Source organism: Clostridium sp., assembly GCF_029267215.1.
GTDB lineage: Bacteria > Bacillota > Clostridia > Clostridiales > Clostridiaceae > Sarcina.
Genome location: NZ_JARIDH010000044.1, coordinates 188,269 through 205,079, shown reverse-complemented (window position 1 = coordinate 205,079; position 16,811 = coordinate 188,269). Strand labels below are relative to the sequence as shown.

The 16,811-nt window shown below is 27.2% G+C and carries 16 protein-coding genes and 1 riboswitch; of the genes, 7 read left to right on the top strand and 9 right to left on the bottom strand.

Annotated elements, in window-relative coordinates; all coding sequences use genetic code 11:
- Nucleotides 1-164 (top strand): class II fructose-bisphosphate aldolase (locus tag Q1K13_RS08985; RefSeq protein ID WP_366522628.1); only part of this gene is annotated, 164 nt, incomplete at its 5' end.
- A 153-nt stretch (nucleotides 165-317) separates the two neighbouring features.
- On the opposite strand, the gene Q1K13_RS08980 is transcribed toward Q1K13_RS08985, so the two are convergent.
- On the bottom strand, nucleotides 318-1,361 hold the full coding sequence (locus Q1K13_RS08980) for a nucleoid-associated protein (protein ID WP_300349759.1): 1,044 nt from the start codon (nucleotides 1,359-1,361) through the stop codon (nucleotides 318-320).
- 190 nt (nucleotides 1,362-1,551) lie between these two features.
- Here Q1K13_RS08980 and Q1K13_RS08975 point away from each other — a divergent pair, with 190 nt between their 5' ends.
- Entirely contained in the window at nucleotides 1,552-2,115 is a 564-nt protein-coding gene (locus Q1K13_RS08975) for a class IV adenylate cyclase (protein ID WP_300349756.1), read from the top strand.
- 111 nt (nucleotides 2,116-2,226) lie between these two features.
- On the opposite strand, the gene Q1K13_RS08970 is transcribed toward Q1K13_RS08975, so the two are convergent.
- Together Q1K13_RS08970 and Q1K13_RS08965 are read right to left on the bottom strand one after the other, a co-directional pair.
- A complete protein-coding gene (locus Q1K13_RS08970; protein WP_300349753.1) occupies nucleotides 2,227-3,855 on the bottom strand; it encodes a C40 family peptidase in 1,629 nt (542 codons plus the stop codon).
- Between the two features lie 164 nt (nucleotides 3,856-4,019).
- Nucleotides 4,020-4,403, bottom strand: coding sequence for a DUF2164 family protein (locus Q1K13_RS08965; RefSeq protein WP_300349751.1), 384 nt, complete (start codon nucleotides 4,401-4,403; stop codon nucleotides 4,020-4,022).
- Nucleotides 4,404-4,595: 192 nt separating this feature from the next.
- Here Q1K13_RS08965 and Q1K13_RS08960 point away from each other — a divergent pair, with 192 nt between their 5' ends.
- A complete protein-coding gene (locus tag Q1K13_RS08960; protein WP_300349749.1) occupies nucleotides 4,596-4,991 on the top strand; it encodes a hypothetical protein in 396 nt (131 codons plus the stop codon).
- 125 nt (nucleotides 4,992-5,116) lie between these two features.
- Here Q1K13_RS08960 and ybaK read toward each other — a convergent pair whose 3' ends face one another.
- The 3 genes from ybaK to Q1K13_RS08945 all read right to left on the bottom strand — a co-directional run bounded on the left by ybaK (nucleotide 5,117) and on the right by Q1K13_RS08945 (nucleotide 8,616).
- Nucleotides 5,117-5,602 (bottom strand): Cys-tRNA(Pro) deacylase, encoded by a 486-nt coding sequence (gene ybaK / locus Q1K13_RS08955; RefSeq protein WP_300349746.1) that lies wholly within the window; start codon nucleotides 5,600-5,602, stop codon nucleotides 5,117-5,119.
- Nucleotides 5,603-5,828: 226 nt separating this feature from the next.
- Nucleotides 5,829-6,782: a ribonuclease Z gene (locus Q1K13_RS08950; RefSeq protein WP_300349743.1), complete on the bottom strand. Its 954-nt coding sequence runs from the start codon at nucleotides 6,780-6,782 to the stop codon at nucleotides 5,829-5,831.
- Nucleotides 6,783-7,056: 274 nt separating this feature from the next.
- Nucleotides 7,057-8,616: a BCCT family transporter gene (locus Q1K13_RS08945; RefSeq protein WP_300349742.1), complete on the bottom strand. Its 1,560-nt coding sequence runs from the start codon at nucleotides 8,614-8,616 to the stop codon at nucleotides 7,057-7,059.
- A gap of 262 nt (nucleotides 8,617-8,878) precedes the next feature.
- Here Q1K13_RS08945 and Q1K13_RS08940 point away from each other — a divergent pair, with 262 nt between their 5' ends.
- The gene (locus Q1K13_RS08940) at nucleotides 8,879-9,517 is read left to right on the top strand and encodes a GntR family transcriptional regulator (protein ID WP_300349740.1); all 639 of its coding nucleotides are present in this window, start codon (nucleotides 8,879-8,881) and stop codon (nucleotides 9,515-9,517) included.
- 40 nt (nucleotides 9,518-9,557) lie between these two features.
- Here Q1K13_RS08940 and Q1K13_RS08935 read toward each other — a convergent pair whose 3' ends face one another.
- Together Q1K13_RS08935 and Q1K13_RS08930 are read right to left on the bottom strand one after the other, a co-directional pair.
- Entirely contained in the window at nucleotides 9,558-10,331 is a 774-nt protein-coding gene (locus Q1K13_RS08935) for an MJ1433 family protein (RefSeq protein WP_300349738.1), read from the bottom strand.
- A gap of 202 nt (nucleotides 10,332-10,533) precedes the next feature.
- Entirely contained in the window at nucleotides 10,534-11,037 is a 504-nt protein-coding gene (locus Q1K13_RS08930; RefSeq protein ID WP_300349735.1) for a GNAT family N-acetyltransferase, read from the bottom strand.
- Nucleotides 11,038-11,426: 389 nt separating this feature from the next.
- Between Q1K13_RS08930 and Q1K13_RS08925 the strand changes: the two genes are divergently transcribed.
- From Q1K13_RS08925 to Q1K13_RS08915, 3 genes are all read left to right on the top strand, one after another.
- Nucleotides 11,427-13,262, top strand: a complete 1,836-nt coding sequence (locus Q1K13_RS08925) for a S8 family peptidase (RefSeq protein WP_300349732.1) — start codon at nucleotides 11,427-11,429, stop codon at nucleotides 13,260-13,262.
- A 67-nt stretch (nucleotides 13,263-13,329) separates the two neighbouring features.
- Nucleotides 13,330-13,431, top strand: a riboswitch (TPP riboswitch).
- 90 nt (nucleotides 13,432-13,521) lie between these two features.
- Entirely contained in the window at nucleotides 13,522-14,217 is a 696-nt protein-coding gene (gene thiT / locus Q1K13_RS08920) for an energy-coupled thiamine transporter ThiT (RefSeq protein ID WP_300349730.1), read from the top strand.
- A 128-nt stretch (nucleotides 14,218-14,345) separates the two neighbouring features.
- Complete coding sequence (locus Q1K13_RS08915; protein WP_300349727.1) at nucleotides 14,346-15,422, top strand: pyridoxal phosphate-dependent aminotransferase; 1,077 nt, start codon at nucleotides 14,346-14,348, stop codon at nucleotides 15,420-15,422.
- A 107-nt stretch (nucleotides 15,423-15,529) separates the two neighbouring features.
- Here Q1K13_RS08915 and cax read toward each other — a convergent pair whose 3' ends face one another.
- Entirely contained in the window at nucleotides 15,530-16,576 is a 1,047-nt protein-coding gene (gene cax / locus Q1K13_RS08910) for a calcium/proton exchanger (protein ID WP_300349724.1), read from the bottom strand.
- Between the last annotated feature and the right edge of the window lie 235 nt (nucleotides 16,577-16,811).

The window sequence follows — 16,811 nt, the reverse complement described above, 5'->3', positions numbered from 1 at the left end:
GTCAATTATCATTTGCTGAAGCTACTCGTAAATATATAGAAGCTGGAAAAGACTTAGAAGGAAAAGGATTTGACCCAAGAAAATTATTAAATCCTGGATTCGAAGCTATAAAAGCTACAGTTAAAGAGAAAATGGAATTATTCGGTTCAATAAACAGAGCTTAATATATTTCTTAAATAAAAAGAGATTAGAATTTTCTAATCTCTTTTTTTCTTAATGTATTTTTAAGTTTATAATATAATTTACTACTTATATAAATATTTTAATTTATAATATATAAAATCAAAAAGAGAGTAAATAAATACTCTACTCCCTAATTATTTTTCTATATAATTTTTAACATTCTTAATTACTAAGTTTATACTTCCATCACCATTTCTCACTATTTCAAATTTAGAATTATCATGATACGTTTCATCGTCTATATATAAATCTATTTCCTTATCTATATTAAGCCTAGTTCTCTTCATTTTTTTCTCAACCCAAAGCTTATCAACTTCAACATCATCTCCTAATCCATGACCTCTTACAAATGTAGTAAAATCATCTTTCATTCTACTCTCTTCTTCTTTGAAAAGCTCTCTTGAAAGTTCTTCAATATTTATAACTTCTTCATCTTTTAGCTTATTTTTTATTGTTGTTCTTATTTCTTCAGCTTTATCAGCATCTTCTATTATATTATTTCTAGTCCAAGTTTCCGTAGCTTTCACAAAAGTTTTAGTCATATCTCTTTCATTTTGAATAAGAGTACATCCTAAATAATTATTTGTAAAATAATTAGCTCCATATTCATCCTCTTCTGATGATTTCTTTTTCTTATCTATTACCATAAGATTTATATCTTGATCTTCTCTAAAGGGCTTTATGAATGCACATTTTTGAACTTTCTGAGCCGATGCCGGAAGTCCAGCAGCCTGTTCTACTATGCCTATTCCAATCTTATCATCAACAAAATCAACCTTATGAGTAAAGTTTTTTATGTAATCCATTTTTAGTATTCCAATCATAGGTCCTTGATCTGTAGAAATTGAAACCGTAAGTAAGTCACAACTTGAAATCTCAGAATTAGCTCTCATTATATAAAATAATTGTCTTGCAAGTTCTTGAGATACCAAGACTAAATCACTAGTTACTCCATTTAAATAATCTTGAGTTACATCCTTAACAACATGTCTTTCAGGGTTAAATATTGCATACTTTAACTCCTCACTTTTCAAACATCTATCTACATGTTTATATATAAATTTATAAACATCATCTGTTAACTCAACCTTATACTCATTTAATATTGGTTCATCACTGTTATTATCTAATATATGTATAACTGCTTCCATTATATTTATGTCATTTACGTATTCCATAAACTCTACCTCCAACTTTTATTTAATTTTAAGCACATATTTTATTCTATCAAAATCCTTCCCAAAAATCACTTCTATATTTTATTAAATAAAACATCTCTAATTAATTCTTTAATATATTTAATAATTTGTTTATAATAAATATAGGTTTTTGTTATGTAAACTTAAATAAATTTTGGAGGTAATAATAATGAGAGAATTTGAAACTCGTGTTATAGATATTGATGTTGAAAGAATAAGAAAAATAATGAGTGAGGTTGGAGCTAAAAATGTTAAGCGTGAAAATCAAATAAATGATATATTTGATTTTCAAGATAGAAAACTTTTAAACCAAAAAGGATATGCTAGAATAAGAACAGTTGAAGATCTTATAAACAATAAAACTGTTTATTTTATGACAACTAAGAAAATGATTAGCCAAGATAAATTTAAGGTTATGGAAGAAAATGAAACAATTATAGAAGATGGAAATGCTGGTAAAAATATATTAACTTCATTAGGTTTAGAATTATTTGAATCAATAAAAAAATATAGAGAAAGTTATAAATATAAAAACTCTTTAATTGAGATAGATATAAATGATCCCTCATTTTGTCCATTCCCATATATAGAAATAGAAACTTTTTCTGAAGAAGAATTAAATGAAGTATTAAATCTTTTAGGATATACTATGAAAGATACAACTTCTAAAACAATATATGAAATATTAAAAGATAAAGGGTTTTCCAAAAATTCTACTAAAAAAGGACTTTAATAATTTATAATCACTTTATTATTTTATAAATTAAATTCAATAAAATATTATTATAAGAAATAAAGGTGTACATTTTATTTGTACACCTTCACCTATAAATATTATGTTAAATTATAATACTCTTCTAGCTCTTCCTATTCTACTCCATGGTACTGGGGAAGTAGATACTGTTTTCCCCTTGTTAGGAGCTTCTATCCATTGACCATTTCCTATATACATACCAACATGACCTAAACCATTAAAGAAAAGTAAATCTCCTGGTTTAGCCTCTCTTGGAGACACTTCTATTCCACTATTAACTTGATCCCAAGTCGTTCTCCCTAAGCTAACACCAATCTGAGCAAAACTCCATTGCATTAATCCAGAACAATCAAAAGCTCTATAATTTCCATTTAAATATCTTGAGTGAATATCATAAAATCCTCTTGCTGCATGATCTGGGAAGCTATGTCTTAAATCATTTAAAAGACTATTTGTTATTATTTGACCTGAACCTCCATAAATATAAGGGGAACCTATTTGTGCTTTCATAACACTTAATACTTTTTCATATTTGCTTTGATTTACTTCATGTCCAGATTCATTTCCACCTGTATTTTCATTTGATGAGCCACTATCTGAAGCTATAACTTTAATATACTCACCACTTACATAGCCAATTTTTCCATTATGATTTATTTTAAACCATCCATTAGATGTTTTTCCTTTTAAAGCTACTCTTTCATTTTCTGATAAATATCCTAAAACAGACCCTCTTTTACTTGGTTCACTTCTAAATCTTAAGCTTGTTGTTACATTTATAACTTGTCCTGTTTTTCCATTATATGATTCATCTATAGAATCCTGGTAATTTTCTGTGTTTCCACTATTATTGTTATCTTCATTACCATTTAAAACTTGAACATAATCTTTATAAACATATCCTGAAGTTCCATTAGCGTCTATATAATACCAATCACCATTTTTACCTTTTATTTTGAAATTCTGTCCATTTTTTAAACTTCCAATAACAGAACTACTTGTACTAGCTTCACTTCTAACTCTTAAGTATGTGCTTACATTTATAACTTTACCAGTTTTTCCAGATTGTGAAGTATCCAAATTTGAATTTCCTGAATTATTATTGTTATTTCCACCTGAAACTTCTCCAGAGATTACTTTAACATATTCTTCATAAACATATCCTGTGATTCCATCAGTATTTATTTTATACCAAGCTCCACTTTTACCTTTTATAGTGAAGGTCTGTCCAGCTCTTAAACTGCTTACAACTGAGCTGCTTGTACTAGCTCCACTTCTAACTCTTAAGTGTGTGCTTACATTTACAACTTTACCAATTTTACCAGATAAAGAAGTATCTAAACTAGAATCTCCATTACTAGAGTTACCACCATTAGATGTTCCTCCATTTATTTCTTTCACATAATCTTCGTGTATATATCCAATTTTTCCATTAGCATTTATTTTATACCAATGGCCTTCTTTTCCATCTATATTAAAAACTGTTCCATTAGTTAAATATCCTAAAACATTACTACTTGTACTTGGACTCGTTCTTATTCTCAAATTACTACTTACATTTATAACTTGTCCTTTTTTTACTGCCTTTACTTGTGATTGTTGTTCTAAATGATTATTGCTATTTTTATGTTCTGTTGCATAAACTTTATCAGTATGTGCAGCAACAATACATGTTGTTGAAATTGCAACAATCATACCTGCTATCTTATTCCTATTCATACAAAATCCTCCCCAGTAGTCATATAACCCCCGACTTTAAATTATCTTCCACTTTCTATAATATCTTTTTTAAATAAATTTATCAACAAAATAGTTACAAAAAAATATCAAAAATAACAAAAAAGAAGTTGTCTTTCCTAATAAACGACAACTTCTATGTTTTATCATCTCTCAACACTCAATAAATCATCTGATTTATCTATCATATATTTATAAGAATCAATAACACCTTGAATATAAAATTTAGCACCTAAGTTTTCCACGAAGAAATTTATAAGTTTTTCTAACTCTTCATTATCTAACTCTTCATTATCTAACTCTTCATTTTTCTCTCCTTTAAAATATTTTGAGAGCTCTTCTTTTAAAAACTCTCTCTTTTCTTTAGAAATATCAAAATTATTATTTATTGTTACACTTCCTTTTTTATTATTATCAATAAAAATATCACTTATGAAAAAACTAGTATAACAATGTCCTTGTTTATCATAATAATCTTCCTTATTTCCATAATACCCTTCTTGCACTTCATTTGAATTATTTATAATCATATAAAATCACGCCTTCAATATAAATTAATTAAAATATCCCATATATTATATTTTATTCTCAAATCCCTTTTAGGTTACTTAATATAAATACTTTACCTTTTCTCAAAAGGTCATACTTCTCATATAAAAATGCTATTAGTTTCCATGTTTATATAATATTTTTTTGATAATAATAATTATGAGGTGATTTTTATGTATAAAGGAATTGGCGTAAATATGAATAAGGAATATAAAAATCTTAGAAAAAAAAGTAGACGTTTTGTTCCCCCATCATATTATAAAGATAATTGTTATAATATAAAGGATGATAATTATGATGATTACGATAATATGGAAAACTATTCTTTCTATGATTCAATGGAAGACATGGAAGATTGCATGGATTCAAACAATCCAAATTGTAAAATAAGATCTTGCTTGTTAGATAAGGAATTAGACGTAAATAAAAAAGTTATTATGGCATCTTGTGTAGGATTATTAGCTGGAGTTATTGGAATAACTTGTGCTATTAAAAAGATGAACAAACCTCAAAATAAAATGTTAAAATCTGCTCCTTATTTAATGAAAATAGCTAAAAATTTCATTTAATATATAATTCAAAAAATTTTTAGTTTAAAAATTAATCTCCCTCTAAAAAAATAACACATAAAAATGGGGCTGTATCAAAATATAATAATAAAACTTATTTTGATACATGCCCATTCTTATTAAATTTATTTAATTAAAAATTCAAACTTACCTTCTACTGCATTTACTAAGTCATTAGGATTTAATTTTATTTGATGTCCTATCTTTCCTGCACTTACTATAATAAAATCTAAGTCTTTAGCACTCTCATGTATAAATGTTTTGTAAGAGCGTTTAAGTCCAATAGGTGAACATCCACCACGAATATATCCAGTATGCTTTAGTATATCTTTAACTGGTATCATTTCAACTTTCTTTTCTCCAGCTATCTTTGAAGCTTTCTTTAAGTCTAATTCTTCTGCTACTGGTATAACAAAAACATATAACTCATTGCTTGTTCCTTGTACTACTAATGTTTTAAATACATTCTTCTCATCTTCTCCAATTTTATGAGCTACAGAAATTCCATCTATCTTTCCATCTTCACTTTCATAACTAAGCATTTCATAGTTTATTTTCTTTGAATCTAATATTCTCATAGCATTTGTCTTAAGTTTCTTATCTTTTGCCATAATTTTCACCTCTTAAATTTAAACTATTTATTATTATACAATAAAAAAACTTAAATTTATAAGCATTTAAACCTTACAATTTAATAAAAGTATATTTTTTAGTGTCTTTTTCCTGATCCCTTTTCCCCAAAAATTATTAATCCAAAATCATATTTCCATCCTTTTCTGTACAAATTCTTTTTTTAGATTCCCCTATCAATTTTCATTTATTTGCAATAGTTATTCTCTATACTTCTCTAAAGTTCAAAGTTTTTTCAATTCCCTCTTCTGCAACTTCTGTATTAAAAAATACATTAGTAGCATTTTCTAAAAATTCCTTAGGTTCATTCATAGCCGTACTAAAATGAGTTAATATCATATTGCAAACTTCTCCATCTTTTGCAAGAATTGAAGCCTCTCTAAAAGTCATATGCTTATTCTTCTCAGCCTTTTTCATATCTTCCTCTTCACCATAAGTTCCTTCACATATAAATAAATCACTATTTTTTATAAAACTTGGTATTTCCTTAGTTGGTCTAGTATCCGTAGTATAAGAAACTTTAATTCCTCTTCTTTCATCTCCTAAAACCATATTTGAGTAATAAATTTTCCCTTCAAACTCTACCTCACTGCTTTTCTGAAGCTTAGACCAAAGTATTTTAGGCACTTCATTTTTTAGAGCCTTTTCCATATTAAAAGCTCTTCCTCTTTTAAAATCAAATGAATATCCTAAACATGGTGAAGAATGTTCTAGTTCTAAGCTTTCTATAATTAAATCTGAATTTTCCATACTGTTTGAAGCTTTAAGTTCTATACCTTCTTTTCTCACAATAAAATCTAAGCTTTTAGGTTCTTCTAATATCTTTATTTCATAAGGTAAATAAGGCAATGTTATTAAAAACCCATCCATAATCTCCCTTAATCCCTTAGGGCCAATTATGTAAAGCTCCTTTTCTCTTCCACTATTCCCCATAGTGGAAAGCAAGCCTGGTAATCCATATATATGATCTCCATGAAAATGGCTTATAAATATTAAATCCAAACTTTTAAATCCACAGTTATACTTTCTCATGGCAACTTGCGTTCCTTCTCCACAATCTAAAAGTATCTTTCTTCCTTTAAAGTTCATTATTATTGATGATAGGAATCTATTTGGCATAGGCATTCCACCACCTGTTCCTAGAAATGTTAAGTTTAGCATTAACATCTCTCCTTTCCATATTTAGTTATATATATATAAATATTCAAATCTATATCTTATTAATCTACATTCTAAACAGATACTTCTTATCCATTAAATCTAGCCATTAAAAGAAATCTATATTATTAATTTCCATTCTAAACTCTCCTTTATTATAATTAAGTCTTCCATATTAAATCAACTTATTAATATATAAAGAAAAGGTCAAAACCAATTATAGATTTTGACCTTTAACACATTTTATTCAAATTATATAATATAAATATTTTGATGCTTACATAGGATAGTTAACTTCTTTATTTTTTAAATTATTAAATTTCAGTTTAACCTTATAAATTAAACTTTCATTTTTAACATCCTCATTTTTATATAATGCCTTTGTAAATGCAATAACACCAATAAACATTATAATTCCAAATGGTAGAGCCATTATGATTGAGAAGTTTTGTATTATCTCAAGTCCTCCTGCAAATAAAAGTACTAATGTTAATATGGACTGTATTACTCCTAAAACAATCTTTTTAGAATTTTTAACTTTTATTTCCCCATTAGAAACTATCATACCTAAAACATAAGTTGCAGAGTCTGCACTTGTTATAAAGAAAGTGAATATAAGTATTATGGCAACTATTGATAAAACTTTACCCATTGGATATTGATTAAATACTAAAAATAAAGTAGTTTCAACCTTACTTATCCCTTCTATTCCAATCTTATCTGCTACATTTATTCCAAGTGTCCCAAAAACAGCCATCCAAGCTAAACAAAATCCTGCTGGTACAAATAAAACTCCAAATATAAATTCTTTTATGGTTCTTCCCTTAGATATTCTAGCTATAAATATTGCTACTGATGGAGCCCATGCAAGCCACCATCCCCAATAAAATATAGTCCACTTTCCATACCATTCTCCACTTATAAAAATATTGTTATTTGTAGTTGCAAGCTCTACTGCGTATCCTTTTAATCCTAATAAAAAATTACTAACCATATCACCAAAAGGTCCAACAATCATAGATCCAACAAATAAAAACATTGCTAATAATATATTAGTATTAGATATTATCTTTATTCCTTTTCCTACTCCAGAACAAGCAGATAATAAAAATAAAACTGTTATTATAAGAACTATTATAATTTTTACAGAGTTTGTTTCTTGAATACCAAACATATAGTTTAATCCACTAGAAACCTGTAAAGTTCCCATTCCAAGAGATGTTATTATTCCAGCCATAGTTGCTAAAACTGTCATCATATCTATTATTTTTCCTAAAGCCCCATGAGATTTTTCTTCTCCTATTAAAGGACTTAAAAGACTACTTATAAGCATAGGTTTTTTTCTTCTAAAATGCATGTAAGCTAACCCTAAGGCAAGTACTGCATAACAAGCCCAAGCTGAAAGTCCCATATGTAAAAATGATTTTGTAAATGCAAATTCTAATGCACCATCACTCATGCTTTTCATTTCAAGTGGTTTAAAATAATGAGTAAGTGGTTCTGCAACTCCCCAAAATACTAACCCAACTCCTATTCCTGCACTAAATAACATTGAAAACCAACTTAAATTTGAAAACTCTGGTCTAGAATCATCGTCTCCAAGCCTTATATTTCTAAATTTACTAAAACCTATCCATATGCAATAAGCAAAAAACACTACTATAAGACCACAATAAACCCATGATAGGTTGTTTATTATAAACTCATAAGTTGTATTTACTCTTTTTTGAAATTCCTCTTCAAAAAATACCCCCCATATAAAAATAGCTATTGCAAATATAATTGAACTCACATATATTAAATTTTTCTTCCAAAAGTTTTTTTCTAATAAATTCATCTTATCTCCCCTTTCTAAAATCTTTATATTTTTATAAAGTTGTCAGTTTAGATAAAAAATAAAGCAACCTTTTCATAAAGTTGTTTTATTTTTTATCTAATGTTTATTTTTTCAATTCAAACTGACACATTTATCTTATCATAAAAGTTGCTACTTCTACAAATTCCATTAATGATTTACATTTCCAATCTCAAGTGATAAAATCAATTAGGGTGTCTTTATCTCCCTTATTTACCATATTTCATAGGAGTGTGTTGTTATAATGGCAAAACGTACAAAAACGCCAAATTATATAAAGATAGCTATAGATATAGCTAATAGAATTGTAAATAACAATTTTGAAGAAGGCAGTAAAATTACAGGGCGTACTACCCTAGTTAGCATATATAAAGTTTCACCAGAAACAATTCGTCGTTCAATCGCCTTACTTAAGGATATGAATGTAGTATCAGTTAATGAAAAGAGTGGAATAATAATAAATAGTAAGAAAAATGCTAGAGACTTTTTAACTAAGTTCAAAGCACAATCTGATTTCACAACTCTTACTAATGAAACTTATAAAATATTGAAATCTAAAAGAGAGCTTGATAAAAAGTTAGAAGAAAACATAGAAAATATGATTGAATTTGCAACTCAACTTAGAAATGTTGGAACTGTTATTCCTTTTGAAAGCATAGTTGAAAGTGAAAGTTTTGCTGTTGGAAAAAGTATAGGAGATTTAAACTTCTGGCATAATACTAAAGCAACAATAATTGGAATAAAAAGAGATGGTGAAATGTTCTTATCTCCAGGGCCGTATTTTAAAATAATGGAAGATGATATAATAATGTACGTAGGAGAAGATGACGTTTTAGAAAATGTTAAAAACTATATCTCAAAAATTCATCATACTCTAGAATAGATAAAAGGTATAAAATCAATTAGATTTTATACCTTTTATCTTACATAATTGTATGTATTTCTTTTAAATAATTTGATTCTCTTTCTTTTAAACTTCTCTTATCAAATGGATTTGTTATTAAAGCCGTTAGGAATAATTGAGGATATGTCCCCTTTAATTGTTTCATATATTGTACCCATTCAAAGACTAAATACTTATATAAAACATTTATATCTTTTTCTAAATGATTTATCTCATATTCTTCAAGTTTATGAGAACATCTACTTGTTAATTCTTCTCTTAAATGCATCATTGACATAAGCATATCTGAAAATTCTTCATGTTCTATAAGCATAGGATTTGTTATTAAGTTTATAACTAAATCTTTATGTTCATTTAACTTCTCTTCTAATGCTAATATATCTATCTTTTCTATATTAGCTTCATAATAATACTCATTAACTAACTTCTCTAAATGCTTAAAATCATTTTTATCCCATGCCTTAGTTACTATAGCTTCACTAGCTATCTTATCTGCATTTTCATCAGCATGAACAAATGTATTTAAAATATCTGTTCCAAGTTCGCTAAAGAAAACTCCTATAAGCATGCTAAGCTTGTCTTTTAAATGTTCTTTTTCTCTCTTCTCTAATAATTTGTCTAAAACTAAAGTAGTAAAGAAAACCTCCATAGGAATAAATGCTATATCTGCAAATAAAAATATTAAAGTATGATGTAAATCTCCAAAAATAAGATAATGCAAATAATGTAAAAATAATGATAATCCTATTAATCCAGCCCCAATTACTAAAAACTCTTTTCTCTGTTTACTCATTCTAGATCTCCTTTAAATTTTTAGCTTTTGTCTTATATCATCATAAATTATACCAATTTTCAACTTGTTATTAAACCCTTACTTTAATCAGTTTATTAAACTTTGTTTCAATATCAATCTATTTTAAAGCTACTATCATTATTTTTTCATATATAAAGCCTTTATGATCATTAAATAAAATCCATCTTATTTTTTATTTTACTTAACCAATTTCTTTTTCAAGGCATAAAAAAGATTCAACTATATTCCTCATTGAACTCATCTCTCCTACATGCACATACCCTAAATTCTTATAAAGACTAATAGCACTTTCATTTCTATGATATGCACTTATCCTCATAGACTTATATTCCTTTTGTTTTGCCATCTCTTCAGCAAAGTCTATTATTTTTCTTCCATAGCCCTTACCTCTATGTAATGGACAAACTGCTATTCTATGAAATGATAAAAATGGTCCATCTACTCTCCACTCTATGTCATCATAAATATCATAAGCATAGTCATTTATTGCAGCTACTGCAACAATTTCTCCCGAAAACTCTAAGCCATATAAGTGTTTATTTTTAATATCGTTAAATATAATATCTGTGTTTGGATAACTTTCATTCCAATTATATAATCCTCTTAAATTCATCTCTCTTACAACATTATCATAAATACTTTTAACTTTGTTTAATTCATTCTCTTCAATTAATCTTATTTTCATCTTCTTCCTTTTACCTCATCCTAATTAATAAATTTAAAATAATGTTTTTTATCTTTTTACAACAAACTTCATTTATACACAATTCATATAAATTTAAAATATTAATAACCGGTTAATTTTAATATTTTTCTTCTGAAAGCTAGTTTATCCTAGAGCACTTCTTCACTTGTGTGGATTAATTTTATTTTATTCTAAATAAAAAGTCAAAGAACAAATTGTTAACACCCTGTAAAAAAGCTGACATTAATATTATCACTTAAATAAACAATAGAAAATCGTTCTTTAATTAGTATAAAATTCAATTAAACTTCTTACTTTTAAGGCTAATAATTTAAACTTTAATATTTAATATGAATATTATAAATATTATTAATTTATTTGGAGCTAGTATGAATAAAAATTTTTATAATAATGAAAATTTTATAAACTTAGTAATCGAATATTTTGGAGATATTGAAAAAGAAGTAGCTAAAATCCCTAATGCTAGTATTTATTTAATAGATGATAAATTAGCAATATTATCCTTAAAATCTGACGAAGTACCTAATCTGCTAAAAGAAATAAAATCTTTCATAATAGCCGAATTAGGGACACTCTATACATTAGAAAGTACATCCCCTGTTGAAGCCTCCTCTGCAACTACATTTCATAGAAACCCTTATATAAATTTAACAGGCACTGATGTAATAATTGGAATGGTTGATACAGGTATTGATTATTTAAATGAAGAATTTATTTTAGAAGATGATACAAGTAGAATCTTATCTCTTTGGGATCAAACCATAGATTCAGAAAAAACTCCTGAAGGAATGCTACATGGAAGTGAATATTCTAAAGAAGATATAAATTCAGCAATTGAACTATTTAGAAAAGGAGGAGACCCATACACTATTGTTCCTTCTAAAGATGAAATTGGACACGGAACAAAAATGGCATCAATAGCAGGTGGTAGAGGTAAGAATAGGGATTTTATAGGGGCTGCTCCTAATTGTGATTTCATAGTTGTTAAACTTGAACAGGCTTTTAAAACATACTCTGATTTATTTTACCCTCAAAATAATGTTCCTATTTATAGAAATACAGATCTTTTATTAGCCGTCAAATATCTATATACTCAATCTATAAAATATCAAAAACCAATAGTTATATTTATAGGAGTTGGTGGAAACATTGGTCCTCATTCTGGAGATAGTAATCTTGAAAAATATATAAACAATATATCTACTAAAAGAGGAATAATTGTTGTTAACTCCACAGGAAATCAAGGAAACACTGATACTCATACATCATCTAAAATTCCTGGAGTTGGCTTAGAAAGTGTTATTGAACTTAATGTAGATAAACAACAAAAAGGTCTTATCCTTCAAATTTACGGCAAAAAACCTGATAAATTCACACTAAGTATTTCTTCGCCATCTGGAGAAACCATAAAGAATATAACTGTATTTGATTCAAAAGCAGGATTATTTGGACTGTACTATGATATTAAATTTGTTTATGACGGAACTAATATGGAGATTGCTTATAATTCACCTGATGAATTTACAGGTGATGAATCTATTTTAATTCGTGCTAATAATATTACAGAAGGCATATGGAAATTTATTTTAACTGGAGAATATATTGTTTATGGGGAATATAATGCTTGGATACTTCAAAGAGAATTACTTGCCCCCAATACTAAATTTTTATCACCAACTAAAGAAATTACCTTAACAGAACCTGGTACATGTTCAAATATTATTTGTACAGCATATTATAATCAAAATAATAATGCTTTAATTTCAAGTTCTGGGGAGGGATATAGCCGAATAAATAAAATACAACCAATAATAGCAGCAGGTGGAATAAACGCTATTGCAACTAAACCAGGTGGTGGTTCTTCTATTGTATCTGGTGGTAGTGTAGCAGCTGCAATCACATCTGGATGCTGTGCCCTTCTCCTTCAATGGAGTATAATAGATGGTAATAACCCAACTATGTATGCCCAAAAACTTCAAACATATTTAATAAGAGGATGTAAAAAAAGACCTACTGATAACTACCCAAACAGAAACCTTGGATACGGATTACTTGATTTAGTTGGAACAATAAATAGTTTACGCCTAGGTACTTTAAGTAGATTTAACAATAATTATGATTACTATAGTTATGAAGATAATACTTCAACTACATTATATTTAAATGATTTGTTTATACGTTATCCATATAATAATTTTTATTAATTAATAAACTTTACAACATTTTTCTTGACTTTGGAATATTTAGTATATAAAATAAAATTAGAATTATTTCATGTGCTAGGGGTGCCTTTAGGCTGAGAGATGATTAAATCATTAACCCTCAACACCTGATCTGGTTAATTCCAGCGTAGGGAAGCGTTTAAGGCGTATGCAAACCGGATCTTTATTAATAAAGATTCGGTTTTTTTATTTTAATTCCTTAAACTCTCTAGGCAATTAGTTAAAGGAGGGGTTTTAAGTTATGATGTCATTTTCAGAAATATTAAATGACTTTTCAAAAAATTTATCAAAAATTAATTTAGGGGGAAGTTTTAAAGAACTTATAACTAACCCACTTACTCTGCTTACCTTAATTGCTTGTTTAATTATTTTTGTATTAATTATAAAAACTAAAAACATTAAGTTAGATACAAAAATGATAACAACAATTGGTATAGCTTTAGCATTAACTACAGTGCTAAACATGATTAAAATATATAAATTTCCACAAGGTGGGGGAATAACAATAGGTGCTATGGTTCCTATTATTCTTGTAGCCTTTGCCTATGGTCCATTGGTTGGAATGCTTACAGGTTTTCTATTTGGTATAATCTCTTTATTCTTGGATCCATATATACTTCAACCAGTTCAAGTATTATTTGATTATCCATTACCTTACATGGCATTAGGGGTTGCTGGTTTCTTTAGAAATAAAAAACTTATAGGTGCCGCCTTTGCAATATTCTTAAAATTTTTATCACACTTTATTTCAGGCGTGGTATTCTTTGGAAGTTATGCACCAAGCGGAATGTCTCCATATCTATATTCATTCTTAGTAAATGGGTCACTTGTAGGGATAGACGGATTAATTTGTATAGTAATTCTTAGTCTTTTACCAATTAAAAGATTAATAAAAGCTATGCAATCTAAAAATTCAGTTACAAGAAGTATAGCTTAAACAAAGCTTTAAATATGAGAATGTATTATATTAAAAAGATTAAATATAATACATTCTCTTTTTTTGTTTTTAAAAATTCCTTTATAGGTATATAATATACATAGCATATATTTACTTAGGAGGTAATTATGAGTACAAATCATGGAGCTAATTTATTTGACCTATCAAATAAATTAGGATTAGACAAATCAGAAATAAAAGATTTTAGTTCAAATATAAACCCATTTGGAACATCTTCTAAAGCAAAGCAGGTTGTTTTAGATAATATCGATATGGTTTCAATTTATCCTGATCCAGAATATAAAACCTTAAAAGAATCCATATCTTCATATTGTAATTGTAAAAAAGAAAATATAATAGTTGGAAGTGGTGCTACAGAACTAATCTCCTCTTTCATAGCAATAATAAACCCTAAAAAAGCATTATTACTTTCTCCTTCTTACTCTGAATATGAAAGTGAACTTGAAAAAATAGGTTGTTATATAGATAAATTCTTTGCTAAAGAGGATAAAGACTTCTCTATTGATGTAAATTCTTTAATAAAAAAAATAAACAGCACAAATTATGATTTAGTTATAATTTGTAATCCTAATAATCCTACTGGATTTGCCTTTTCTAAAGAAGAAATAGCTAGGATTTTAGAAAATACAACTCCATTTGTTATGCTTGATGAAACTTATGTTGAATTTACTGAACCTCATATATATTCATCAACATCCATAGTTGATAAATATCCTAAACTATTTCTTATAAGAGGAACATCTAAATTTTTCTCAACTCCAGGAATAAGACTTGGATATGCATTAATTTCAGATAAAAACACAAAGAAACTACTTAAAGAAAAACTTGATTTATGGAATATAAACATATTTGCTACAAGTATGGGTGAAGTTATGTTTAAGGATTCTGAGTACATAATATCAAATACTGAAAAACTTACAACTGAAAGAAATTACCTATTCAAAGAATTAAGTTCCATATCAGAATTAAAAGTATTTAAAAGCTATAGTAACTTTATTCTTTGCAAAATAAACTCAAAAAGATTGACTGCAAAAGAACTTTACGATTCTCTTATGAAGAAAAATATTATAATAAGGGATTGTACTTCTTTCGAAGGATTAAATTCATTCTTCTTTAGAGTATGTGTATTAAAACCTGAAGATAATAAACTTCTTATAAAAAATTTAAAAGAGATTTTTAAGTAAATATTATATTTATATTTTAAGTTACTAATAAACCATAAAAAAGGTTGTCTTGATTGACAACCTTTTATTTTTCAACTGTTTAAACTTTAAAATTAACTCTATTTTTCTTAAACTATCATAAACATAGTTGCTATTATTAAATATACTGCTAAAAGCTGAACACCTTCAAGCCAATTAGATTCTCCATCACTAACCACTCTATTAGCGATTAAAACAGAAACTATGAGTGCTACTAATTCAAAAGGATTAAATATTATGCTCATAGGAGTAAATATAAGACTTAAGAATATAAGAACAGGTGCTACAAATAATATTACCTGTAAACTTGATCCTATAGCAATTTCAACTGCTACATCCATTTTATTCTTCATAGCCATTATTACAGCTGTACTATGTTCTGCTGCGTTACCTATTATAGGAATTAAAATTATACCTACAAATAATTTATTAAGTCCTAAAGCCTTAGTCATAGGTTCTACTGCTCCAACTAAAAATTCACTTTCAAAAGCTATTATAACTGTTGAAATAATTAAAACAGATATTGCTTTCTTTAATGACCATTTAGCTTCTCCATCTTCTTCATCTTGCTCTACTGCATATATATCTTTATGAGTAAAAAATGAGAAAACTAAACTTAATATGTATATAGCAAACATTACAGCTGCTACAATAATACTTATATTTTCATATTTAGTATTTAAAAACTCTGGTTTTATTGTATGAGTAAATATTGCTGGTATTGTTAGTCCGATTACTGCGAATAAAAGCATGCTTGAACTTGTTTCCATAACCTTTTTATTAAATCCTTGAGTTTTATACTTTAATCCTCCAAAAAGCATACTAGCTCCAAGAACTAAAAGTATATTCCCTATTACAGAACCTGCTATTGATGCCTTAACAACATCAAACAAGCCATCTTTCAAGGCAAAAAATGATATTATAAGTTCTGTGGCATTTCCAAAAGTAGCATTTAAAAATCCTCCTAATTTTGGTCCTGTATAAAAGGAAATCTCCTCAGTTGCTTCTCCCATAAGCCCTGCTAATGGAACTATTGCTAAAGCTGATAAGACAAACATAAGTGTTGGTGAAAAATGCATAAATTCTCCTATAATACTTATAGGTATAAATATTAAAAGCCACTTAAGTATTTTCATCATTAGTCCTCCAATTTATATTTTATATTATAAACAATATTATATCATTTTTATTAATAAATTTAATACTTTATTATTATTTAAACGCAAAAAAACGCTATCTCAAGCGTTCTTTTAATTAATTATATATCTACATATTATAAAATAATGAATTGGCAATATTTTTTCTACTATTTTAAAATATCATAATTTTGCGACAATTTCAACAATTTTATAATTAATATCCCTCAAATTT